The organism is Micropruina sp. (assembly GCF_047607385.1).
Lineage (GTDB): Bacteria > Actinomycetota > Actinomycetes > Propionibacteriales > Propionibacteriaceae > Micropruina.
In genome coordinates, this window is the sequence record NZ_JASGDE010000010.1 from 1 (window position 1) to 20,748 (window position 20,748).

Genomic DNA, 20,748 nt, shown 5'->3' on the forward strand with positions numbered 1-20,748 from the left:
ATCGAGGCCCTCGCATCGGTCGAACTTCCCGAGGAGGTCTTCGACTCACTAGCACAACGATCCGCAGCCAACTAGATCAAGCGCGGAATAAGCAACGCTTCCAGCTGTCCGGCTCGAGCAGATGCTCACCGCTGCTTCGAGTCTGACAGACCCAACACGGTTGGGACTGGGGCGCAGAGCATCCCAGTGCCAGGTGTTCCAGTACGTCTGAAGTGGTGGTCTCTAAGGTACCCAACATGAACCTCATGCGACGGCTGGATCGCCTTGATTCCGCGTGGATCCAGGGATCTTCAGCCACCGTGACGTCGCCGCCGCTCGTCTTCGACGTGGGATTCGACGTCGTCAAGAACCCTAGTAGACGTACTAGAACCGACCTCACGGAGAAGGAAGTAGAAGCTATTAGAACCGCTCGGGCGAGCGGCGAGAGCGTGATGTCGATAGCCAAGCGGTTCGGCATCCACCGAGCGACGGTGTGGGAGCACACGCGGCGTCTGCGGTGATAGTCCGCAGTCGATCTCGGATCGTCATGCGTCCTCGGGTGTGGCCTCTGACCGGTCGATGGTGTCGGCGATCATAGCGGCGATCTCCTCGAGCGAGTTCTCCTCGGTCGATAGCCCCGCGCGGGACGCAAGGAGCGGACTCTCATCATTCAGTTCATCAAATGAAAGACCGTGAAGGACCGGAATGACCCGGTTTGTGCGGAGTAGCGCGGCGAGTTCCTTGTCAGCGATTCCTTCGTTCCGCAGCGACTGGATCATGTTGGGCGTGACCAGCACCACCCCCAGTTTCGAGTCTCGTAGACCTTGGTCGATCCGGCGTGTGAGTGGTTCTCCAAGCCGGACATCCTTCTCGCTGAACCAGACAGAAGCGCCGAAACTCTCGAGGTGATCGTGAAGCTCCCTGGCAGAATCGTTCCGATCCGGCCATGCGTGGCAGAGGAACACGTCCCGCAGGTCGGGCTTTCGCTCATGAAGCTGGCGGAGGGCGTCGCTCGTAGGTTCGAGATGGCGAACCTGGTCAGGCGTGTAGTGGACGACCGGCCGCGACCGGGTTGCGTTGGACCGGAGCCGCGACTGCAATTGTCGAAGCTCGCGGTCGGAGCGCTTGGCCTGGCGATCGAGATCGTTCGCCGCGCTCTTGAGCTTGCGGCCGGCCTGCTCGAGCTTTCGCAGGTCGCTGCGCAACTTCGCCTGCGAAGGCATCCGGGGGACTCTCGGCACGACGCTTCCTTCCTACCGTGGCTGTCGCATCCAGTATCCCATCGACGCCCGACGACGATCCCTCCAGACAGCGCGAGTTCGTCGGTAGCGCGACGCGGCTTCTCGCCTATTGCGCAACCATGTGCCAAGACCAGTCATGCGAGCGCAGCGACATCAATCCCGGCGCCCGCGCACATGCGCTCAAAGTGCTCGCTGTCAACTGCGCGCAGGAGCTCCATGCATCGGCGGATCTGCCCGTGGACGGCCCGGGCGTCGAGCACGTCAATGCTCTCGTTTCCCTCGCCGTGTGAGAAGCGATTGCAGAAGTCGTACACGTCACGGTAGGGCTCGCCTTCCTGAGACTCCACCAAAGCTTCGAGTTGTTGAAGGAAGTCGGTGCGGTGAGGCGCCTTGTAGCTGGCGAAGACCTCCAGGACGCGGCGAGCGGCGTTCGGTAGCAGGAAGAGGCGTTCGTGGTCCTCGGAGTCAGCGATCCCGACCATCACCATCGAGAAGAGGTAGGCGTACTCCGATGTGTTGTTGAGCAGGACGCGTGGGAGTCTACCGACGCGAGAGCGACGCTCGCCGTCGATCGAGGCCGCGTACATCTCTAGGAACGAGACCTTCGGGAAGCGAATCTCGTCGACATCGTTCTTCTTGATCTGACTCATCGACTTGCCCCAGACGCTCTTGTGGGACTTGATGAATAGCCGCAGCAAGCTGAAATCATGGGTCAAGATGATGTACTGGCCGAAGCCCTTGAGCGTATCGATCAGCCACTGATGGGTCGCGAAGAGAGCTTCCCGGTCGAGCGAGCTGGACGGATCGTCGATTACTACGATTCGCTGCGACCGGTCACCGCCAGGAGTCTGCTCGTCTTCCAACTTCCGCAGGAAGTACAGCAACGACAGGGTCGTCCGCTCACCATCGCTGAGATCCGTACCCGGCTCGTTCCCGCGACGGCAGGCATACGACTTGCCATCCGACGTGACTGCAACACTGAGGTGATCCTTGCCGTAAACGCGGGCCAGGTCACGGGTCAGAGTGTCAGCCATGTCCTTCGTCGTGAACTGTGCCTGACGCACCTCATCCAGACGCCGTTCGGCCAGGTCTGCAGCATCCTTGGCGGTCTGACTCTTGGCTGCCAGCTCCTTTGCCTGCTTTTCAAGCGCTCGGAAGGCTTCGCTCTGGGATCCGACCAGATGATCCAGAACCGTCTGCTTGCGTTCCGCGGTGACCTCCGCGTGACGTCGGGCCCGGTCGTTGTGCTCCATGACAGCCTGGGCAAGCACTGTGGTGGATGGAGTCGTGTTGAGCGATGACCACTCTGGGACACTGGGGGTACCGCTGGGGTCCGCGATCTTGTCGTTGAGCGCCTCTTCAACGGCCACGAGCGCGACAACGCGATCATCCACATCGGCCTTGGCTCGCTCCACGGCGCCCTCGTAGACCGGCCGGAGTTCACTCGCCAAGCTCGCCACCGCCGGCAGAGCAGCATGCCAGGCGACGAGTTCTTTCTTCTCGCCCACGACGGCATCCAGCAGCCTCTTCGCCTGGCTGCGGATCTGGAGCCAGCTCTCATCGAAATGACGAGCCAACTGATCACGCCGATCGCCGCTGATCTCCCCGGCGCAGAACAGACAGTGGTTCAGGCCTTCGTGCAGTATGAGACCTTGCTCAACCCATGTCTGAGCCGCCGGGTTGCCTTCTAGCGCTTTGATGGCAACTCGGGTGGGCGTCTCGGCCAATGTCTCGGGAAGACTGACCAGCAGGCCGGCGATGCCAGTGGGCGGAGCGACGATCTCCGGCACGGGCGACGGCGCAGCCTCTCCAAGCCGTTTGAGTGCCTCAGCGTGCGCGTTGCTGTCTGGGAACTGGCCCTTGTACTTGCGCAGGTCGTCCTGGACCTTCGGCACGGAATAGCGGTTCTTCGTGAAGTGGCTGTAGTCAAACTCCTTGAGCTCAGACACGATGCGATCCTGGAGGCCGCGGGCCAGCTTTTCGACCTTGTCGTCGGCGGCCTTCTGCTGCTTGGTGGCCTCCGCGGCTTCGTCTCGAAGCTCGCCGATCTCCTCGACGAGTCGGTGTTCCTCCTCCTTCGCATCGATAGCCTCTTTGCCAAGGGTCACGATCGCCGTGGCACCGGCACCGTCGAGGAAAGCAGACAGGTTGGCCTCGACCCACTTGCGGGTGAACACCGCCATGGACGCCGAGGGACTTGCACCACCGACGCGGATGTTGTTGCGGTGCTTTTGTTCGTCCTCCCAGACCACGCCCGTGGCGCAGCCCCCCTCGGCGAGACTGAGGAGAAGCTCGGACAGTGTCGACTTGCCGCTTCCGTTGTGGCCGTACACAACTGTGCGGCCACCCAACGGAAGATCGTCCGGCCAGAAGCCCCGGGCGAGAGAGCGCCAGGAATCCTTCAAATCAAGTCGACGAAGCATACTCACACTGCCTCGGCTCACGCGAACACAACGTCACGAACCGCCTGCCGTCGATCGAGGTAACCGAGCTGGTCTATCAACGCTCGAACGACGGCTTTGCCGAGTTCTAGCGGGACAGCATTGCCGAGCTGACGTTGGACGTCGGAACGGGTGCCGTCGATCTTGAAGTCATCGGGGAAGGACATGAGTCGGAGCATCTCGTTGACGCGAAGCCTACGTGCTCTTTCTTCGCCAGAGGCGGTGAGGACGTTCTCCCAGTGGAACGGGCCGACCCACGGGCCGGGCTGGGCCTGGAGGGTCGTTGAGGGTCGGTTGGGATCCAGGCGGAGCAGGAAGGTCCAGTAGCGGCTGCGCCATTCGAAGTGGTTGCGGCCGTCGTAGCGTTCGGTGTGCCAGAGATAGTTCTGCCCGGGTGGAACCTCAGCGGCGAGTTCGCCGTACTGACCGTCGACGATCTCGTCGAGCGAGGCGGGCACGAGCCGGGGCAGGTTGGCGAAGGCCTGTGCCGCGGTGACGTGCGGGATCTTGGTCGTGTCGATCTTACGGTCGCGTTCACTCCACCCGGAGTGAGTCGGTTCGGGGAACTCGAACTTCTCGCCATCGCGTCGTCCGACGACGAACACGCGGCGCCGCAACTGAGGAACCCCGTAGTCAGCGGCGAGAAGCACCTTCCACTGCGGGTTGTAGCCCAGCTCGCCAAGCCCTTTGAGCAGGCGCTCGAACTGTGCTTTGTGGGTCTTGTAGGTCAGGCCCTGGACGTTCTCCAAGATGAACGCCTCTGGGCGGGACTCGCGCACGACCCGGACGTACTCGTCGAGCAGTGAGGCGTTGGGATCGCGGCTCTCGCGCTTCTGCTCCAGCCAGAACCCAGACTTGGAGAACGGAGTGCACGGCGGGCCGCCGACCACGAGGACCGGCTCCTTGGCGCGCAGGCCGGCCGTGTCGAGGATCTGCGCGGTGGGGACTTGTCGGATATCGCCGGTGAGGGTGGCAGCGTCGTGGAAGTTCGCCTTGAGAGTCTGCAGCGCCGGCTCGTTGTAGTCCGTCGCGACCGAGACTCGCAGCAGGCCGGTGCCCGGGTCGCTCGAGTCCAGGGGCTCGGCATCGGCGCGCTCGACAGCGAGGTCAAGCCCTCCTGCGCCGGAGAACAAGCTCACCACCGGGAGCTGCTCGCCCATATGCCACCTCGTTCCTATACGTGCACGCACGGCCCGGCGTCTGCGGGCGGTGCGTGCATCACCAGTATCGTCGAGAGGAGTCTGCCGGGAGCCACCGACATGCCCAGCTCGACCGGCGAACTCTGTGGACAAGTCGGGATGAGAGGATACCCGTGGAGGAGCAGACACTTGCCGGCCGCGCCTTCGGCGAGGTCTACCGGGTGCAGGGCCGCGCTGACTTGCACGCGTTCCTCATCGAGGCGGTCAAGGCCTCCGGTGGTCGGGTCCTGTACGCGAGCGACCCGCACCGGGCCCCGGTCTACCTGGGCGTACAGCTCGACTCCGACGAACGGATCGGGATGCTCGTCTATCCCTTCCGGATCACGCGAAACACGATCAAGAACCGCCCCGCCGATGAGATTCGCGGTCAGCTTCGCTACGGCTCGGAGGAGTCGTGGAAGCGAGAGCACCCAGTCGGACGCGACTTCGCGGGTGTGGACGTGAGCATGATCCTGGGGATCGACCTGGTCGATGGCGTGCTCCTTGGGCTGGACGCGAATCTGTGGGATCCACTGCCGATGGGCATCTCCTTCTACGCCAAGGACGCTGAGATCGAGCAGGCGAAAGCCTCCGGCTGGCACGTGTGGGAGAAGGTCAATCGGGCTGGCACAAAACGATCCGAGCCACGTTCCCCCACCAGCCTGGAAACCGTCGTCGCGTTCACCCCCGATCGTCTGATCGACTACGCCCGCCTGGAACGCCGCGCGACGTCGTTACGTCTGGACCCACCTCTGCGGTACGCCGCCGCCGTCACTCTTGCCGAAAAGTCCATCGTCGACGACCTGCCGCGCCGACACGTGCTGGAGGAGCAGTTCGCACTCACCAGCGAGCAGATCCTGGACATCATCGGTGGCCGCAACCGGCTCTCGGTCGCCGTCCGCGGCGGGGTGGCCGAGTATCACCTGGAGCAGCTGCTCGAGGACGCGCCGGGCGTCGCCACAGTAGAACGGCTTGACGTGGACGCGATGCACGACTTCAACGTCACTCTGACCGACGGCCGCCATCTCCGGGTGGAGTGCAAGAACGCGAGCCCAAAGACCTCCGCCAGTGGCGCGTTCAAGGTCGAGGTGCAGAAGACTCGCGCCTCCAAGGGCGACCCTGCCTCACGGTTCTACCCGGCCGACGGGTTCGATGTCGTCGCGGCGTGCTTGTTCTCTCCCACTGGTCGTTGGGAGTTCCGTTATGGACTGACATCACGCATGACCACGCACAAGGACTTCCCTGACCGTCTCGCTCCGATCCAGACCATCACCGACGACTGGACCAGCGCACTGGCCGACCTCAGCCAGTGACGTCTCGGCGCGATCGGATCGTCTCGGCGATGCTGTCCGCGACCGAGGCTGGTGCCTCGTGCTCCCAGAACCGCAAGACCGTCCAGCCGCGTTCTTCCAGCAACGCAGTCGTCTCGAGGTCACGGCGCCGGTTCCGACCGATCTTGCTTCCCAGTAGTCCAGATTCGTCGCCGGCATGGAGAAGTGATCCGGGCAGCCGTGCCAGTAGCAGCCGTCGATGAACACGGCGACCCGCACCCGCGTGAACAGCAGATCGGCAGTCCGACGCAGATCTTGCTCGGGTCGTGCGTTGACCCGGTAGCGCAGGCCACGCGCATGCACGAGGCGACGTACAGCCAGCTCGGCCTTGGTATCTCGGCCGCGGTTGCCCTGCATCGTCTTGCGCGCTGCCGCGCTCGACGCCCACGGGGTGTACATGGTTCAAGGCTATGGCGTTGATCCGCCAGCACGATCACAGCTGACCGCCCACGCCCCGAGAACGTTTGGGGTATGACTGCAACCGTCACCGAGAGCTCGTTGTCTCCGCTTCGGGCCGTGTCCTATGTCCGTGTCTCCACCCTCGATCAAGCCCGGCGCGGTTCTGAGCCGGAGGGATTGTCGATCCCAGCGCAGCGAGAGGCGAACCGGCGGCGGGCGCTGGAGATGGGCGCCCTCGTCGTGGCGGAGTTCGTCGAGCGTGGCCGCTCCGGCAGATCGCTGGAGCGGCCCGAGTTGCAGCGGATGCTGGAGTACATCCAGGACCGGCCGGTGGACTTCGTCATCGTGCACAAGATCGACCGCCTCGCCCGCAACCGCGCCGACGACGCGGCCATCACGAAGACGATCCAGGGCACGGGCGCGTACCTGGTCTCTACAACAGAGGCGATCAGCACGACACCGAGCGGGAGGCTGCTGCACGGGATCATGGCGTCCATCGCGGAGTTCTACTCCCAGAACCTCGCCACCGAGGTGATGAAGGGAATGCGACAGAAGGCCATCCACGGAGGAACACCCGGACGGGCACCGCTCGGTTACCTCAACCAGCGGCGCTTCGACGATGGCCGTGAGGTCCGCACCATCACGATCGACCCGGAACGGGCCGAGCACGTCATCTGGGCCTTCCACGCCTACGCCACCGGCGAATGGAGCGTCACCCGCCTGGCCACCGAGATGGAATCACGGGGCATGACGACCAGACCCGGACCGAACACCCCAGCGGGACCGTTGACTGTGAACGGGCTGCACCGCCTGCTCCGCCGCCCGTATTACAAGGGCGTCGTCGTCCACAACGGCATCGAACATCCCGGGCGGCACGATCCCCTGATCGACGCGGTGACCTGGGCGACCGTCCAGGACATCCTCACCAGTCGTCGTAACGGGGAACGTTCACGTCAGCACGACCACTACCTCAAAGGCACCGTTTTCTGCATCGAGTGCGGCAGGCGGCTGATCGTGCAGCACACGCGGACCAGGACCGGCCGGGTCTACGAGTACTTCGTCTGCCACCGACGCCGCGACACCATCTGCCAGCAACGCAAGGCCCTGCCGATCGCCCAGGTCGAGCAGCGGGTCGAGGACCTCTACCGCACGATCGAGCTGGACTCCGGCCAGCGTGAACGCATCGAACAGATTGTGCTCGCCAAGCTCCACCGGCAGCAGGCAGTCAACGACGAACGACTCACGCAGATCACGGTCGACGCCCGGACGGTCGAGACGAATCAGGCCAAGCTGCTCGAGGCATACTACGCCGACGCCATCCCTCGCGAGCTGTTCCGCACCCACCAGCGACGGCTCAACACTGAACAGGCGAGCCTCGTGCGCGAGAAGGCGAAGCTGGAGTCAGAGAACACCGAGATCCGGCAACGCGTCCGCGACGCCCTCGACCTGCTGCAAGACGTCCACGCCACCTACACCGATGCGCCGGCCACGGTGCGCAAGCAACTCAACCGCGCCATCTTCGCCGGGATCTTCCTCGGCCCCGAACCCGGCCAGATCCGCGCCGAGCTCAACGAGCCCTTCGCCAGCATCACCCAACCCAGATGAGACCCCGGCAAACCCAAGTCGCCGTAGTAGAACCCCTCCGGCGAGGAAGCAAGGAGAACCTACTCAAACCACATGCTGCCGCCAGCAGAACTCCCGACCAGCCCAGGGTTGACCGCGCGCCCGGAGACGACTAAGGCCGCCCTCGCGGACGGCCTCGCAAGCGTCGATCTGCACTTTTGATAAGAGCAACTGGGTGGAGCTAAGGGGATTCGAACCCCTGACCTTCTCATTGCGAACGAGACGCGCTACCAACTGCGCCATAGCCCCAGGTGCTCAACGAGCACGGACGACTCTAGCACTGAGTCGCCGTTGGTTCATCTTGGGGAGGGTCACTCCCCGACGGCGCGCCGCTCGTCGCCCTCGTCCGCGACTCGGTCGGGCAGCGGGTCGGCGGTCACCGGGACGGTGCTGGCCGGCCGGATCGGAGCGGAGAGGTCGATGGTGCGCACCGTCCGCGGCGCCAGCGGCTTCGACACGTAGGTGGGTGCGGTGATCGGGATCGGGTCCCACAGCGAACCGGGGCGGGACACCGGGGCGGTGAGCTCGATGGACGCCTCGGCGCCGCCGTCGTCCTCGGCCAGCACCGCGATCGCCACCGTCTGCTCGTCGCTGGCCGCACGGATCCGCCGGGCGCGGGCGTCCAGGTCGCGGCGCATGGCACGGACGCTGAACCGGGCGACCACGACGAACACCAGCAGCAGGCCGGCCGGGATGATCGGCGCCCACCAGGCCAGCCAGCCGAGGGCGGCCGGAACGCTCGCACCCAGCAGGGCCAGGGTGAGCACCAGCAGCACCCGGCGCCGGCGTGCGGCCGCCTGCTGATCGATCTGGTAAAGCTCGTACAACGCGGCGCGCCGGGTCAGCGGCGTCGACACCACCGCCGCGCCCTCCTCTGCGGTGGCCAGCGACACGCCCCGCCGAACGATGGTGACGGACGCCGAGAACGGCGCCGCGGGATCCACCTCGTCGGCATGCGGATCGGCATGATGCCGCAGAAAATAGGGCACGAGATAGACCAGCCACGCCGCGGCGATCACGCCGAAGATCACTCCCGTCAAACCCACACCCGCACGTTACGGGGTGCCCCCGGCGCGTCGCCGGAGAACCCGCGGAGTGTCGTCCGATCGTCCCCAACCCGCTGTGATCAGGGCAGATTCTCCAGCCGGGCGAGCAGCCCAGGCCCCACCTCGTCGGCGTGCAGGGCGAACATCTCGTGATCGCGCCAGTCCCCCGCGACATGCATGTAGCGAGGCCGGAAGCCCTCGTGCCGGAAGCCGAGCTTCTCCACCACCCGCAGGCTGCGGACGTTCTCCGGGCGAATGGCCACCTCCAACCGGTGCAGCCGCAGGGTGAAGAAGCAGTAGTCCGCGGCCAGCGCGAGCGCGGTCGGGATGATCCCGCGTCCGGCCCAGCGCTGGTCCACCCAGTACCCGGCCTGTGCCCAGCTGGCGGAGCCGTAGGTGATGCCCGAGATGGTCAGCTGCCCGGCGAGAGCGGGGCGCCGCTGCTCCGGCGGCAGGTAGTCCACCGCGAACGGCAGCATGCTGCCCTGCCGGGCTCGCTTGTTGAACTGCCGCACCATGCCGGCGAAAGTCAGCGGTGGCTCGATCGACTCCGGCGGCCTGGTCGAGTCCCAGGGGCCGGTCCAGCCGGCGTTGCGGCGCCGGACCTCGTCCCAGGCCCGGCGATCGGTCAATCGCCACGGACGCAGGGTGACCGGTCCGTGGCGCAATTCGACGGGCCAGCCGGGCACCGTACTCACGTCCGCGGTGGTGTCAGCACCCACACCTCGACGTCGGAGTTGGCCGGCACCAGGCGGGTGCGCGGCGGCAGCACGATCAGCGCATCGGCCCGGGCCACGTCGTAGGCCAGATCCGCACCCGCGACACCGCACGGCTCCACCCCGCGCTCGGTGATGATGGCCGGGATCAGCTCGGTGGCGTCGGCGTGTCCATGCAGCGCCACCCGGGCCGGCAGGGTCTCGCTGCGCGGCAGCTCGTTCGGCTCGCCCTGCAGCCGGTTCAGCGCCGGTCGGACGAACGCCTGGTAGCCGACGAAGGCCGAGGACGCCCCGCCCGGCAACGCGATCACCGGCGTCCGGTCGTCACCGATCAGCGCGAACGCCTGGGCGTTGCCCGGATGCAGGGCGACCTGGCGGACGGTGGTCTCGCCCAGCCCGGCCAGCACCTCGGGCAGGGTGCCGTCCAGGCCGCCGACCACCACGATCAGGTCGGCCCGGATGAGTTGCTCGGTGAGCGCCTCGCGGAGCACCGCCGGATCGTCGCCGAAGGTGCCCGCGGGGAAGACCCGGGCGCCATCCGCCCTTGCCGCAGCTGAGATCAGGGTGGTGGTGGCGTCGTAGCGGTGGGCTCGCGAGGCCAACGGAAGGCCCGGCGGCACCAGGTCGGAGCCGACGGTCAGCACGGCCACGCGGGGCGGCTGCCGCACCAGCACCTTGTCCAGCCCCACCTCGGCCAGCAGCCCGATGGCGCCGGCGTCCAGAATGCGGCCGCGCTCCAGCAGCAGGGTGCCGTCGGAGATGTCCGAGCCGGCCAGCCGCAGATGTTGCCCGGCGGCGATCGCAACCCGGACCTCCACCTCGAGCTCGCCGCCGCCGGTCTGCTCCAGCGGAACCACCGCGTCCGCCCCCTCGGGGATCGGTGCCCCCACCGCCACCCGGACGGCGGTGCGCTCCAACAGCGGCGCGCCGCGGTAGGCCGGCGAGTCCAGGGTGTCCAGGACGGGCAGCCGGACCGGGGCGTACGCCGAGGCGGCCGCCACGTCGGCGGCCCGGACCGCGTACCCGGCCACGGACGCGCTGGTGAAGGTGGGTAGGTCGATGTCGGCGACGATGTCCTCGCACAGCCGGCGGCCGAAAGCGTCCAGGACGCCCAGACCGATCGGCGACTGCGGCTCGATCACCGCGAGCAGCGCGGCGCGGTAGGCCTCCACGCTGACCGGACCGGACGGGGTCGCCGCCACCTCGTCGGGCACCGGCTCGTCGAGGTGCTCCACCGGGGGCTCAACCCGCTTCTTCCGTCCGAAAAGCGCCATGACTCTTACCATAGGACAATGCCTCCGGCCGACCCTGCGAACCCTCCGGGGAGCCCCCACACCGACCTTTCGCAACGCCTCGCCAAGGCCGAGTGGCGGGCCAGGATCGGCGCCGGCCGGCGGGTTCCCGAGAACGCCGCGGCCGGCCTCGCCCGCACCGAACGAGCCCTGCAGGCCTGCGCCGGGCACACCACGATCGCGGTCTACGCCTCCGCGGGCGGCGAGCCGGACACCTGGGCGCTGATCGAGGCCCTGTACGCCGACCGGCGCACGCTGCTGCTGCCGCTGCTGGGGCGGCGTCCGGACGGCTCGGTGCGGCGGGAGCCCGACTGGGCGCTCTACACCGGCCCCGAGCAGGTGCGTCCCGGCTTCGCCGGCATCCTGGAACCGGTGGGCCCCGCCCTCGGCCCGACCGGCCTCGCCCGGGCCTCGCTGATCTGGTGCGCCGGGCTGGCCGCCACCCCCGGGGGCGACCGGCTGGGCACCGGCGGCGGCTGGTACGACCGGGCGCTCGGCTTCGCCCACGCGGACGCCGTGGTCGGCGTGCTGCTGCGGGACGCCGAGGTGCTCCCCCAACTGCCGGTCGAGTCGTTCGACCGACGGGTGGATCTGATCGTCACCGAGAGCAGGATCCTGCGCGCCGGGCGGAATAGCCCGGCCGGTCGGGATCGTTGCTAACACTGCCGGGGTACAATCCTCCGGTTCACTCACCGTCGTCCCTGGAAGCCGCCGATGCCCACCTATCAGTACCGCTGCCTGGACTGCTCGTCGCAGCACGAGGTCGTGCAGAAGTTCACCGACGATCCGCTCACCGAATGCCCTGACTGCGAGGGTTCGCTGCGCAAGGTGTACAGCGCCGTCGGTGTGGTGTTCAAAGGCTCGGGCTTCTACGCCACCGACAACCGCGCGAAGAAGAAGGCCGGCGCCTCGGCCGGCGGCACCAGTTCGTCGAACGGGAGTTCCACGGCGTCCAGTTCCGGCTCCGGCGACAGCAAGCCCAGCGGCGGCGCCGACAAGCCGGCCGCGGCGAGCCCGGCCAGCAGCGGAGCCCCGGCGGCCTGATCCGGCGATTCTGAACACTTTTCGCCGGGCGGGCGTCTACTGAGGGCGTGAAAGCCCTCCAGTCCCGCGTCCGGCGCCTGCTGCGCCGCCATCGCCGGTTGTTCGCGGCCGTCCTGGCCGCCCTCGCGGTGTGGACGGCGTTGGGCGTACTGCGGCCGCCCGATCCTCCGTCGGTGAGCGTCCTGGTGGCCGAGCGCGCCCTGGTCGGCGGACGCACCGTCGCCGCCGGCGACGTGGCGGTCCGCCGGCTCCCGGCCTCGGCGCTGCCCACCGACTATCTGAACGACCCGGACCAGGCCCTGGGCCGCCCGCTGACCGTCTCGATTCCGGCAGGCACGGTGCTGCTGCCGACCTCGGTGGTCACCAAGAACGCCCTCGCCGCTCCCGGCCTGGCCATTCTTCCGGTCACCCTGACCCCGACCGCGGCCGCCCTGGTCGAGGTCGGCGACCGGATCGACCTGCTCGCCTCGGACGCCGGCGGCGACCCGGCACTGGTGGCCTCGGCCGCCCGGGTGGTCGCCGTCCTGGCCAGCGGATCGGACAGTTCACCGTTGTCGCCGAGGCAGAGCGCCGGACCGGTGGTGCTGGTGGAGCTGCGGCCCGATGCGCTGGCGAAAGTCTCCGGGGCAGCCGCCCGGGGACCGCTCGGGTTCGGGCTGCGGTGACGATCCACGGCCCGCCCGATCGGCCCCGCCCGCGGCCGCCGGCGTCCCGCAGGGCGACCCCTCACCGTCCACAGTGAGGGCGTCCGGCGACATCGCGCCAGGGCTTCGGTAGCTTTCAAGAAGGGCACGGCCACCCCGCCCCCGGCCCGTGGGGGCGCCCGTGCCCGGAGGGAAACGGACCAATGATCAAAGGCTTCAAAGACTTCCTCATGCGCGGCAACCTGATCGACATCGCGGTTGCCTTCGTCATCGGCGGCGCGTTCGCCACGGTGACCACCGCCTTCACCCAGATCGTCGTCGAACTCCTGGCCAAGCTCGGCGGCGCCCCCAACTTCGATGGCTGGAAGCCGTTCGGCATGGATTCGATCGGGCCCTTCCTGACCGCCCTGGTGGCGTTCCTCATCATGGCCTTCGTCGTCTACTTCGGCATCGTGGTGCCCTACGAGCGGCTGAAGAAGCTCACCGAGAAGCCGACCGAGACCGAGCCCGGCGCGCCCACCACCGAGGAACTGCTGACCGAGATCCGCGATCTGCTCAAGAAGAACTGAGAGCGCTCACACCGACCGCGAAGCACAGCGATCCCCCGCCACCCTCGGGTGGCGGGGGATCGCTGCGTGTCGAACGTCGCACGCTCGCCGCTCGACGAATCGGCTCAGACGCCGTGGTGCGGCGGCACCTCGTTCAGCAGTCGTCGTTCGTCGGCGGTCAGCGGACGGGGCGGGGCCGGCCGGGACGCGCGTCCGAACCGGCCGAGATCGAGCTGGATCCGCTGCAGCACGGCCAGCAACCGGGCGCTGCCCACCCGGGCGCGCAACTCCTCCGGCACCGGGTGGGGCCAGACACCCCCGGCGGCGAGCACCTCCGCGGCATGGGCCGCGATCCGGTCCTGGTCCCAGCCGGCGGCGGCCAGCGCGGCCAGCGGATCGGCGACCTCGCCGGCCGGGTCGAGCCGCTGCCCGGTGAGCGCGACGCCCACCGCTTCAGCCAGGTCGGCGTCGCTCACCGCGGCTCGTCGACACCGGCCACGGCCGGCCGTCCGAGGTCGGGGAACACCGCGGTGCCGCTGACCTCCAGCGGCGCGTTGAAGCTCCAGTCGCCCTCGACCACGAAGGATCGTGCGTTCTTCAACGACGGCGGAACCCGCACCCGCGACTCGAAGTCGTCGATCAACTGGTAGAACCGGCTGTCGAGCGCCACCCGCGGCAGATCGCTCACCGTCTGGGTGAGCCGTCCGTCGTCGCCGAGGTCGAACACGTCCGAACGCAGCAACAGCAACTCGTTGGTGGTCTTCACCGGCTGGAAGCGGGAGCGCGGCACAGCCACCGCGGTCGCTCCCGGGAACACCTCGATGGCGGCCCCCATCGCGGTCTCCAGCTGGATCACCTTCGGTGAGCTCGGATCGGCCGGGTCGACGGTCTTGACGTTGCGGATCAGGGGCAGGCCCAGCACCGCGCCGCGCTCCTGCAGCGCCGACTTGAGCTGTTCCAGGTCGACCCACAGGTTGTTGGTGTGGAAGTAGGGGTGCCGGTGCTCGTCGGTGAAGTAGTCCATATCCTCGGCCGGCGTCTGCGCGGTGTCGCGCAGGATCAGCTGGCCGTCGGACTTCCGGATCGCCAGATGCCCGCCCTTGCGGTCGTTGATGGTCCGCGGGCAGATCTCGGCGGCATAGGGTGCGCCGGTGCCGGCGAACCAGCCGGCCAGTTGGGCGTCCGGTGCGGCGCCCAGGTTGTCGCCGTTGGAGATGCTGGCGTACTTCATTCCCTGCGCCAGCAGGGCGTCCAGCACCCCGGAGCCGGCCAGCGCGGTGTAGACGTCGCCGTGACCGGGCGGGCACCATTCCAGGCTGGGATCGGCCGGCCATTCGACCGGTTCGAGGGTGTCTGCGAGGATCTTGGGCTCGGCGTTCTGCAGGAAGTCGACCGGCAGGCCGGCCACCGGCAGGTCCGGGTACCGCTCCAGGTGCTCCAAGGTGTCCTTCCTAGTCCGGAAGGAATTCATGAACAGAAGCGGGAGCGGGGCGCCGTAGGTCTCGCGGGCCGCGGTCACCTGGCGCACCAGCAGGTCGAGGAAGCTGAGCCCCTCCCGGACCGGCAGCAGGGTCTTGGCCTGGTCGAGCCCCATCGAGGTGCCCAGTCCCCCGTTGAGCTTGATGATCACGGTGCGTCCGATGGCGTCCCGGGCGGCCTGCTCGTCCACGGTGACGGCGCTGAGCTGCTGCGGGTCGGTCAGCGGGGCGATGGTGTCCTCGGGGATCAGCCCGGTGGCGCCGGAACTCGCCTGGCGGTAGTAGTGGGAGAAGACATCGATGGCCGGTTCGTTGGCGCCGGCGGAACGCATCTTTGCCACCGCAGCGGCGAGTCCTTGGTCACTCATGAGAACAAACCTAGTGGACCGGACCCCGTCCGCGACGACCTGCGGACATGACGAGAGCGACGCCTATCGAAGGGCCAAAAGCCGTCTACCCACCCCCAGGAGACATCAACGAGCTGGCGTCGCTCTCTGCTAGAGATCATAGACGATGCATCGCCGCAATGCACGTCTGATTGATCATCTTTTTCAGGATCGACAACTTTTCAACCATCTCAGCGCCCGGACGCCCACCCGGACGGGTGACCACGGGGGCCGAGCGGGCGAGGCCCGACCACGCTCCGAGCCCCTATGCTGGGATCCACCGCGGAGTCCGGGCCCCATAGCTCAGGGGATAGAGCAGAGGTTTCCTAAACCTTGTGTCGCAAGTTCGAATCTTGCTGGGGCCGCCCGATCGAGCCGCCGAACCACCCCGGAACGTAAGGGATCCCTGCCCGGGGGGATGGGACAGGGATCTCTCTGAGTATAGATCGCACTTCGCGATCTTGTCACCCGCGGGGGTGACAACGACGCGGCGTGTCAGCTCTCCGCGGAGTCGGTGGCGGAAGCTGCTTGCTCCTTCAACTTCTCGATGTCGAGATCCTTGACGGCCTGCACCAGCTGCTCGAACTGCGGAGCGCCCATCGCGCCGGCCTCGCGGTAGACCAGGTAGCCGCCGCGGAACGCCATCAGCGTCGGGATCGACTGAATGCCCAGCCCGCCGGCCAGGGCCCGCTGGTCCTCGGTGTCGACCTTGCCGAACACCACGTCCGGGTGCTTCTCGGAGACCTGGTCGAAGACGGGAGCGAATCGCTTGCAGGGGCCGCACCAGTCGGCCCAGAAGTCCACGATCACGGTGTCGTTGGACTGGATCGCCTCGGCGAAGGTCTGCTGATCAAGAGCTTGGGTAGCCATGCATAGTTCCTCTCTGGGTTCACCGGCTCCAACACCGGCGCCGAGGGCCCTATTCCATCGACCGGGTTCAGCTGTCGCTGGCCACGAACAAGTGGTCGGCGACCTGGCCCTCGAACCGACCCGGCTCGCAGCCGTCCGCCTTGAGCACCAGGGTGTGGCCCTCCATGCTGGCGGTGAGCACCGCCCTGGGCAGCACGCCGGCCGCCGCGAACATGGTCAGCAACTGCTGATCGGTCTGCAGGAACTCGCTCAGCCGGCGCACCGTGACGGTTGCCGGGTTGCGATGGACCAGCACCTCCGAGAGCGGCACGGCGCCGTCCAGGAACGCCTCCGGAGCCGGCGGCGCACCCAGTTCCGCCAGGGCGGGGATCGGGTTGCCGTAGGGCGACTCCACCGGCTCGTGCAGCAGATGCACCAGGCGGCGCTCCACGTCGGTGGAGATCACGTGCTCCCAGCGGCAGGCCTCGTCGTGGGTGTGCACCCAGTCCAGCCCGATCACGTCGACCAACAGCCGCTCCGCCAGCCGGTGCCGGCGCATCACCCGGGTGGCCAGCTTCAGTCCCGCCGGGCTGAGCCGCAGCTGCCGGTCGGTGTCCACGGTCAGCAGGCCGTCGCGCTCCATCCGGGCCACCGTCTGGGAGACCGTCGGGCCGCTTTGCTTGAGCCGCTCCGCGATCCGTGCCCGCAACGGCGGGACACCCTCTTCGCCGAGTTCGTAGATCGTGCGGAGGTACATCTCCGTCGTGTCAATGAGGTCGCTCACCGGACACCTCCGTTTCCGCTGCCAGACTAGGCCATTTCCTGCCGGTAGATGAGGGTACCGGCAACACTAGCGATCCTTGGCCACTACCCTGACCACCATGCCGGAGCTCGACCGCGTCCAGGTGCCCCCGGAGCGACTTGAGCGCTGGCTCAGCGGCTTCGCCACCCGTCATCCCGACCCTCGGGTCACGGTGACCGACGGGGTTGTGCTGCTGAGCAGTCCGGACGGCGCACAGGCCCGGATCGAGCCGCCGTGGGGCGAGGTCGGCGGCGCTGACCCGCTCGCCGACCTGGTCGGCCAGGTCACCCGTCGGCGCCGGCTGGGCGTGCTGCTGGTGCGGCGCAACGCGCACGCCGTCGGTGTTTTCGACGGGCCGGAACTGATCCGGCACCGGGTCGGACGGCACTACGTCCAGGGCAAGACCAAGGCCGGCGGCTGGTCGCAGCAGCGCTATGCCCGGCGCCGCGGCCACCAGGCGGAGCGAGCCTTCGCCAAGGCGACCCACGACGCCGCCGAACTGCTGCTGCCGGTGGCGTCCGAACTGGAGGCGATCCTGCTCGGCGGTGACGCGCAGGCCGTCCGGACGGTGCTCGGCGACCCGGCACTGGCCGCCCTGACGCCACTGACCCAACGCCATCGGACCCGGCTGCTCGGTGTCGCCGACCCCAACCTGCAGGTGTTGCGCGACTCGCTGCCGCGCTTCCTGGCGGTGTCGATCGGATTGAACGCCGAAGCCCGCGGGCTACCGGCGGCGCAGCGCGACGACCAGCCCGGCCAGCACTGACACCGCGGCCGCGCCGCCCACCGCCATCCAGGTTCCGCTCTGGTCTGGGGCCGGGGACGCGCTGTCGTCGTCGGCCGGATCGTCACCGGGGTCCACGTCCGCCTCGGAGGGGCTGGACGACGGCTTGGGCGACGAACTCGGCGTCGCCGTGGTGGCCTGTGGCAGCGGCACCGCCGCGTGCACCGTGGCCGGTGTGCCGAACCCGATGACCAGTACCAGCAACACGCCCGCGGCGGTCAACGCACGGCCGATCAAACCTCGCCCCGACATCTGACTCCTTCCGCGGACGCGACGCACAGCCTAGCCTCCCGGCCACCACTGCCCGGCCACGGCCCCGATCAGGGCGATCAGCACCAGGGCCACGAGTGTTCCGCTGACGATCAGTCGACGCGTCCGTGGGTTCACCAGGCCAATCTATGTCGCCGCGGCAGGGTGACGGGTACGTTGTGGCTATGGGCGAGTTGCGGCTCTACGCGATCGGGGTGGACGAGGTTCGCGACGTGTTCTGCGCCTCCCCCGAGTTGGCCACCGAGTTCCGCCGGATCGTGGCCGAGCAGTTCCCGCCGGCCGTGACCCCGAAGCCGCCCGGCATGCTGGGCAAGCTCGGCCCGCTGTTCCGCAAACCGCCCGAGGCGGTGGTGGTGCGTCCCGACACCCCGGTGGACGCCGACGTCGCCGACCTGCTGACCGGACGCTTCATCGCACCCGACCGGCAACCGGTCGCCTGGCGCCTGCTGGAGGCCTATCTGGCCGTCACGGCGTGGAACCGGCACCGCATCGAGTTGGATGTGTCCCGATTCAACGACCTCGAATTCGACCTGGCCCGAGCCGGCGTCGATCCGCGTTTCGGGCTGGCCAAACTGGTCAACCGCGAGCTGGGCATCCCACTGCCCAGCTATCCGGGGCTGTCCACCGGCTACACGCCGCACGGCATCGCCCTGGAGGCTGCCGCGGCCTGGCGCAACGCGCTGCCCCACCTGTCGCCGCAGAACCGCGCCATCGCCGAGCCGTACGCGGCCTGGCTGGCGCAGTTCCATCATTACGCCCAGGCGGCGCCGGCCAGCCAGCGTCCGGTGCCCGACGTGATCGTGGTGTACCGGGCGGTGGTCAGCCCAGCAGGCCCATGATCGCGCCCTGCGCGAAGTAGACCACGAACAGCGCCGAGACCAGGTACATCAGCGGGTGCACCTCACGCGCCTTGCCGTTGGCCAGCTTGATCAGCGTGAAGCTGATGAAGCCGGCGCCGATGCCCGCGGTGATCGAGTAGGTGAACGGCATCAGCGCCATGGTCAGGAACGCCGGAATGCCCTCCTCGGCGTCGTCCCAGTCGACGTGCACGACCTGCGACATCATCAGGAATCCGACGAAGAACAGCGCCGGGGCGGCCGCCTCGGACGGCACCATGTTGACCAGCGGCGCCAGGAACAGGGCGAGCAGGAAGGCCGCGCCGGTGACCACCGAGGCCAGACCGGTCCGGGCGCCCTCGCCGACGCCGGCCGCCGACTCGATGTAGGAGGTGTTCGACGACACCGAGCCGACACCGCCGGCCATCGCGGCGATCGAGTCGACCAGCAGGATCTCCTGGGTGCGCGGCGGATTGCCGGTGTCGTCCAGCAGGTCGCCCTCGGCGCCGACCGCGACCACGGTGCCCATGGTGTCGAAGAAGTCGGCCAGCAGCAGCGAGAACACCAGCAGCACCAGGCCGAGCGCCGCGCCGGCGCCACCGGCGGCCGCGAAGCCGCCGAACAGGTCGACCCGGCCGATCAGGCCCAGGTTGGGGGCGCTGAACTCGGTGAACTGCGGGACGTTCAGCATCCAGCCGGTGGGGTTCTCGCCCTGATTGTTGGAGCCGATGTGCAGCACCGCCTCGACGATCACCGCCAGCACCGTGCCGGACAGGATCGCGATCAGCATCGCGCCCTTCACCCGGCGGACGAAGAGCAGCACCAGGATGCCGAGCGTGATCAGGAAGATGGAGATCGGCCAGCCCTGCAGCGAGCCGCCGATCCCCAGCTCGACCGGGGTGCCGGACGCCTTGCGCACCACGCCGGCGTCGACCAGGCCGATGAAGGCGATGAACAGGCCGATGCCGACCGAGATGCCGGTGCGCAACGACCGCGGCACCGCCTTGAACACCGCCTGCCGGAAGCCGGTCAGCACCAGGATGGTGATGATCACGCCCTCCCAGACCACCAGGCCCATCGCCTGCGCCCAGGTCATCTGCGGAGCCAGCACGTAGGCCAGCACCGCGTTCAGACCGAGGCCGGCCGCCAGGCCCATCGGGAACCGTCCGTAGACGCCCATCAGGATCGTCATCAGACCCGCGACCAGCGCGGTCGCGGCGGCCACCATGGCGATCGAGGTGGCCACGTTGGCGCCGATCACCTGGCCGGCGGCGTCCAGCTTCGGCAGGCCGGACAGCAGCAGGCCCTGGGAGTCGGTCGCGGTGCCGATGATCAGCGGGTTGAGGGCGAGGATGTAGGCCATCGTGAAGAAGGTGACCAGTCCGCCGCGGACCTCGCGGCCGACGGTGGAGCCCCGCTTGGTGATCTCGAAGAAGGCGTCCAGACCGGACGGCGTCGGGGCCGTTGCCGGGGAAGTGTTGACCATGGCACGAACATATGGGCGCCGCGCAGGCCACCCGTGCGTGTCTCAGAACGTTGTCGGCGAGGTCGTAGGGTGGACGCCGTGAGTCACGACCACGAGCACCAGCTCCCCACCCTGCAGGCTCCGGTCAAGGCGCTGGATCCGCACGGCGTCCAGGTGGTCGGTCTGGGCACCGCGCTGTTCGTGATCGGCACCCTGATCTGCTGGTGGCAGCTGCCCGCGCTGGAAGGCATCGGACGCGGCTGGTGGCTGTCCAGCGCCGCGGTGGGCACCGGAATCGGCCTGCTCGCGCTGGTGGTGCTGCTGATCCTGCGCCGCCGCCGGTTGCGTTGAAGGTCAGCGCAACCGAGCGGGTCTCGACAAGCTCGACCAGCGGCA

The 20,748-nt window shown here is 68.0% G+C and carries 22 protein-coding genes, 2 tRNA genes and 1 pseudogene; 10 read left to right on the top strand and 15 right to left on the bottom strand.

Features of this window, described 5'->3' with window-relative positions:
* Positions 1–524 precede the first annotated feature (524 nt).
* The 3 genes from QM582_RS00500 to QM582_RS00510 form a co-directional block, all read right to left on the bottom strand.
* Entirely contained in the window at positions 525–1,202 is a 678-nt protein-coding gene (locus tag QM582_RS00500; RefSeq protein ID WP_415080769.1) for a toll/interleukin-1 receptor domain-containing protein, read from the bottom strand.
* 152 nt (positions 1,203–1,354) lie between these two features.
* Positions 1,355–3,625, bottom strand: coding sequence for an AAA family ATPase (locus tag QM582_RS00505; RefSeq protein WP_415080771.1), 2,271 nt, complete (start codon positions 3,623–3,625; stop codon positions 1,355–1,357).
* A 35-nt stretch (positions 3,626–3,660) separates the two neighbouring features.
* Positions 3,661–4,821: a DNA cytosine methyltransferase gene (locus QM582_RS00510; RefSeq protein ID WP_415080773.1), complete on the bottom strand. Its 1,161-nt coding sequence runs from the start codon at positions 4,819–4,821 to the stop codon at positions 3,661–3,663.
* Positions 4,822–4,973: 152 nt separating this feature from the next.
* Between QM582_RS00510 and QM582_RS00515 the strand changes: the two genes are divergently transcribed.
* Complete coding sequence (locus QM582_RS00515; RefSeq protein WP_415080775.1) at positions 4,974–6,152, top strand: hypothetical protein; 1,179 nt, start codon at positions 4,974–4,976, stop codon at positions 6,150–6,152.
* On the opposite strand, the gene QM582_RS00520 is transcribed toward QM582_RS00515, so the two are convergent.
* Positions 6,142–6,255, bottom strand: coding sequence for a hypothetical protein (locus QM582_RS00520; protein ID WP_415080777.1), 114 nt, complete (start codon positions 6,253–6,255; stop codon positions 6,142–6,144). The genes QM582_RS00515 and QM582_RS00520 overlap by 11 nt on opposite strands.
* A gap of 152 nt (positions 6,256–6,407) precedes the next feature.
* Positions 6,408–6,569 (bottom strand): annotated as a pseudogene (locus QM582_RS00525) (very short patch repair endonuclease); the annotation flags it as partial.
* Positions 6,570–6,641: 72 nt separating this feature from the next.
* On the opposite strand from QM582_RS00525, the gene QM582_RS00530 reads away from it, so the two are divergent.
* Entirely contained in the window at positions 6,642–8,174 is a 1,533-nt protein-coding gene (locus QM582_RS00530) for a recombinase family protein (protein ID WP_415080779.1), read from the top strand.
* A gap of 194 nt (positions 8,175–8,368) precedes the next feature.
* On the opposite strand, the gene QM582_RS00535 is transcribed toward QM582_RS00530, so the two are convergent.
* The 4 genes from QM582_RS00535 to glp form a co-directional block, all read right to left on the bottom strand.
* Positions 8,369–8,441 (bottom strand) — tRNA-Ala (locus QM582_RS00535).
* 62 nt (positions 8,442–8,503) lie between these two features.
* The gene (locus QM582_RS00540; RefSeq protein ID WP_415080781.1) at positions 8,504–9,238 is read right to left on the bottom strand and encodes a hypothetical protein; all 735 of its coding nucleotides are present in this window, start codon (positions 9,236–9,238) and stop codon (positions 8,504–8,506) included.
* Positions 9,239–9,318: 80 nt separating this feature from the next.
* Entirely contained in the window at positions 9,319–9,936 is a 618-nt protein-coding gene (locus QM582_RS00545; RefSeq protein WP_415080783.1) for a GNAT family N-acetyltransferase, read from the bottom strand.
* Positions 9,933–11,228, bottom strand: coding sequence for a gephyrin-like molybdotransferase Glp (gene glp, locus QM582_RS00550; protein WP_415080784.1), 1,296 nt, complete (start codon positions 11,226–11,228; stop codon positions 9,933–9,935). The genes QM582_RS00545 and glp overlap by 4 nt, the downstream gene beginning before the upstream one ends.
* A gap of 18 nt (positions 11,229–11,246) precedes the next feature.
* Between glp and QM582_RS00555 the strand changes: the two genes are divergently transcribed.
* The 4 genes from QM582_RS00555 to mscL all read left to right on the top strand — a co-directional run bounded on the left by QM582_RS00555 (position 11,247) and on the right by mscL (position 13,503).
* Positions 11,247–11,906 carry a 5-formyltetrahydrofolate cyclo-ligase gene (locus QM582_RS00555; protein ID WP_415080786.1) on the top strand — a complete coding sequence of 220 codons (660 nt, stop codon included), beginning with the start codon at positions 11,247–11,249 and terminating at the stop codon, positions 11,904–11,906.
* A gap of 54 nt (positions 11,907–11,960) precedes the next feature.
* A complete protein-coding gene (locus tag QM582_RS00560; RefSeq protein WP_415080788.1) occupies positions 11,961–12,290 on the top strand; it encodes an FmdB family zinc ribbon protein in 330 nt (109 codons plus the stop codon).
* A 47-nt stretch (positions 12,291–12,337) separates the two neighbouring features.
* On the top strand, positions 12,338–12,955 hold the full coding sequence (locus tag QM582_RS00565; protein WP_415080790.1) for an SAF domain-containing protein: 618 nt from the start codon (positions 12,338–12,340) through the stop codon (positions 12,953–12,955).
* A gap of 185 nt (positions 12,956–13,140) precedes the next feature.
* Positions 13,141–13,503: a large conductance mechanosensitive channel protein MscL gene (mscL, locus tag QM582_RS00570; protein ID WP_415080860.1), complete on the top strand. Its 363-nt coding sequence runs from the start codon at positions 13,141–13,143 to the stop codon at positions 13,501–13,503.
* A 104-nt stretch (positions 13,504–13,607) separates the two neighbouring features.
* On the opposite strand, the gene QM582_RS00575 is transcribed toward mscL, so the two are convergent.
* A complete protein-coding gene (locus QM582_RS00575; RefSeq protein WP_415080792.1) occupies positions 13,608–13,958 on the bottom strand; it encodes a hypothetical protein in 351 nt (116 codons plus the stop codon).
* Positions 13,955–15,328 carry a UTP--glucose-1-phosphate uridylyltransferase gene (locus tag QM582_RS00580; RefSeq protein WP_415080794.1) on the bottom strand — a complete coding sequence of 458 codons (1,374 nt, stop codon included), beginning with the start codon at positions 15,326–15,328 and terminating at the stop codon, positions 13,955–13,957. The genes QM582_RS00575 and QM582_RS00580 overlap by 4 nt, the downstream gene beginning before the upstream one ends.
* A 310-nt stretch (positions 15,329–15,638) precedes the next feature.
* Between QM582_RS00580 and QM582_RS00585 the strand changes: the two genes are divergently transcribed.
* A tRNA-Arg gene (locus QM582_RS00585) sits at positions 15,639–15,711 on the top strand.
* Positions 15,712–15,841: 130 nt separating this feature from the next.
* Here the strand turns inward: QM582_RS00585 and trxA are convergent.
* Entirely contained in the window at positions 15,842–16,216 is a 375-nt protein-coding gene (gene trxA / locus QM582_RS00590) for a thioredoxin (RefSeq protein WP_415080795.1), read from the bottom strand.
* A 67-nt stretch (positions 16,217–16,283) separates the two neighbouring features.
* Positions 16,284–16,979: a metal-dependent transcriptional regulator gene (locus QM582_RS00595; RefSeq protein ID WP_415080797.1), complete on the bottom strand. Its 696-nt coding sequence runs from the start codon at positions 16,977–16,979 to the stop codon at positions 16,284–16,286.
* A 97-nt stretch (positions 16,980–17,076) separates the two neighbouring features.
* Here QM582_RS00595 and QM582_RS00600 point away from each other — a divergent pair, with 97 nt between their 5' ends.
* Positions 17,077–17,763 carry an acVLRF1 family peptidyl-tRNA hydrolase gene (locus QM582_RS00600; protein WP_415080798.1) on the top strand — a complete coding sequence of 229 codons (687 nt, stop codon included), beginning with the start codon at positions 17,077–17,079 and terminating at the stop codon, positions 17,761–17,763.
* Here the strand turns inward: QM582_RS00600 and QM582_RS00605 are convergent.
* Positions 17,722–18,033 carry a hypothetical protein gene (locus QM582_RS00605; protein WP_415080800.1) on the bottom strand — a complete coding sequence of 104 codons (312 nt, stop codon included), beginning with the start codon at positions 18,031–18,033 and terminating at the stop codon, positions 17,722–17,724. The two genes, QM582_RS00600 and QM582_RS00605, sit on opposite strands and share 42 nt — an antisense overlap.
* 182 nt (positions 18,034–18,215) lie before the next feature.
* Here QM582_RS00605 and QM582_RS00610 point away from each other — a divergent pair, with 182 nt between their 5' ends.
* The gene (locus tag QM582_RS00610) at positions 18,216–18,890 is read left to right on the top strand and encodes a hypothetical protein (protein WP_415080801.1); all 675 of its coding nucleotides are present in this window, start codon (positions 18,216–18,218) and stop codon (positions 18,888–18,890) included.
* On the opposite strand, the gene QM582_RS00615 is transcribed toward QM582_RS00610, so the two are convergent.
* Positions 18,871–20,373 carry an NCS2 family permease gene (locus tag QM582_RS00615; RefSeq protein WP_415080803.1) on the bottom strand — a complete coding sequence of 501 codons (1,503 nt, stop codon included), beginning with the start codon at positions 20,371–20,373 and terminating at the stop codon, positions 18,871–18,873. The two genes, QM582_RS00610 and QM582_RS00615, sit on opposite strands and share 20 nt — an antisense overlap.
* Before the next feature lie 78 nt (positions 20,374–20,451).
* On the opposite strand from QM582_RS00615, the gene QM582_RS00620 reads away from it, so the two are divergent.
* Positions 20,452–20,703 carry a DUF2530 domain-containing protein gene (locus QM582_RS00620; RefSeq protein ID WP_415080805.1) on the top strand — a complete coding sequence of 84 codons (252 nt, stop codon included), beginning with the start codon at positions 20,452–20,454 and terminating at the stop codon, positions 20,701–20,703.
* The last annotated feature ends 45 nt before the right edge of the window (positions 20,704–20,748 follow it).

Coding starts and splice junctions, on each gene's coding strand:
- glp (WP_415080784.1), bottom strand. CDS start 11,228: ATGGCGCTTTTCGGACGGAAGAAGCGGGTTGAGCCCCCGGTGGAGCAC.
- QM582_RS00530 (WP_415080779.1), top strand. CDS start 6,642: ATGACTGCAACCGTCACCGAGAGCTCGTTGTCTCCGCTTCGGGCCGTG.
- QM582_RS00580 (WP_415080794.1), bottom strand. CDS start 15,328: ATGAGTGACCAAGGACTCGCCGCTGCGGTGGCAAAGATGCGTTCCGCC.
- QM582_RS00605 (WP_415080800.1), bottom strand. CDS start 18,033: ATGTCGGGGCGAGGTTTGATCGGCCGTGCGTTGACCGCCGCGGGCGTG.
- QM582_RS00555 (WP_415080786.1), top strand. CDS start 11,247: ATGCCTCCGGCCGACCCTGCGAACCCTCCGGGGAGCCCCCACACCGAC.
- QM582_RS00500 (WP_415080769.1), bottom strand. CDS start 1,202: ATGCCTTCGCAGGCGAAGTTGCGCAGCGACCTGCGAAAGCTCGAGCAG.
- QM582_RS00600 (WP_415080798.1), top strand. CDS start 17,077: ATGCCGGAGCTCGACCGCGTCCAGGTGCCCCCGGAGCGACTTGAGCGC.
- QM582_RS00560 (WP_415080788.1), top strand. CDS start 11,961: ATGCCCACCTATCAGTACCGCTGCCTGGACTGCTCGTCGCAGCACGAG.
- QM582_RS00610 (WP_415080801.1), top strand. CDS start 18,216: ATGGGCGAGTTGCGGCTCTACGCGATCGGGGTGGACGAGGTTCGCGAC.
- trxA (WP_415080795.1), bottom strand. CDS start 16,216: ATGGCTACCCAAGCTCTTGATCAGCAGACCTTCGCCGAGGCGATCCAG.
- QM582_RS00510 (WP_415080773.1), bottom strand. CDS start 4,821: ATGGGCGAGCAGCTCCCGGTGGTGAGCTTGTTCTCCGGCGCAGGAGGG.
- QM582_RS00615 (WP_415080803.1), bottom strand. CDS start 20,373: ATGGTCAACACTTCCCCGGCAACGGCCCCGACGCCGTCCGGTCTGGAC.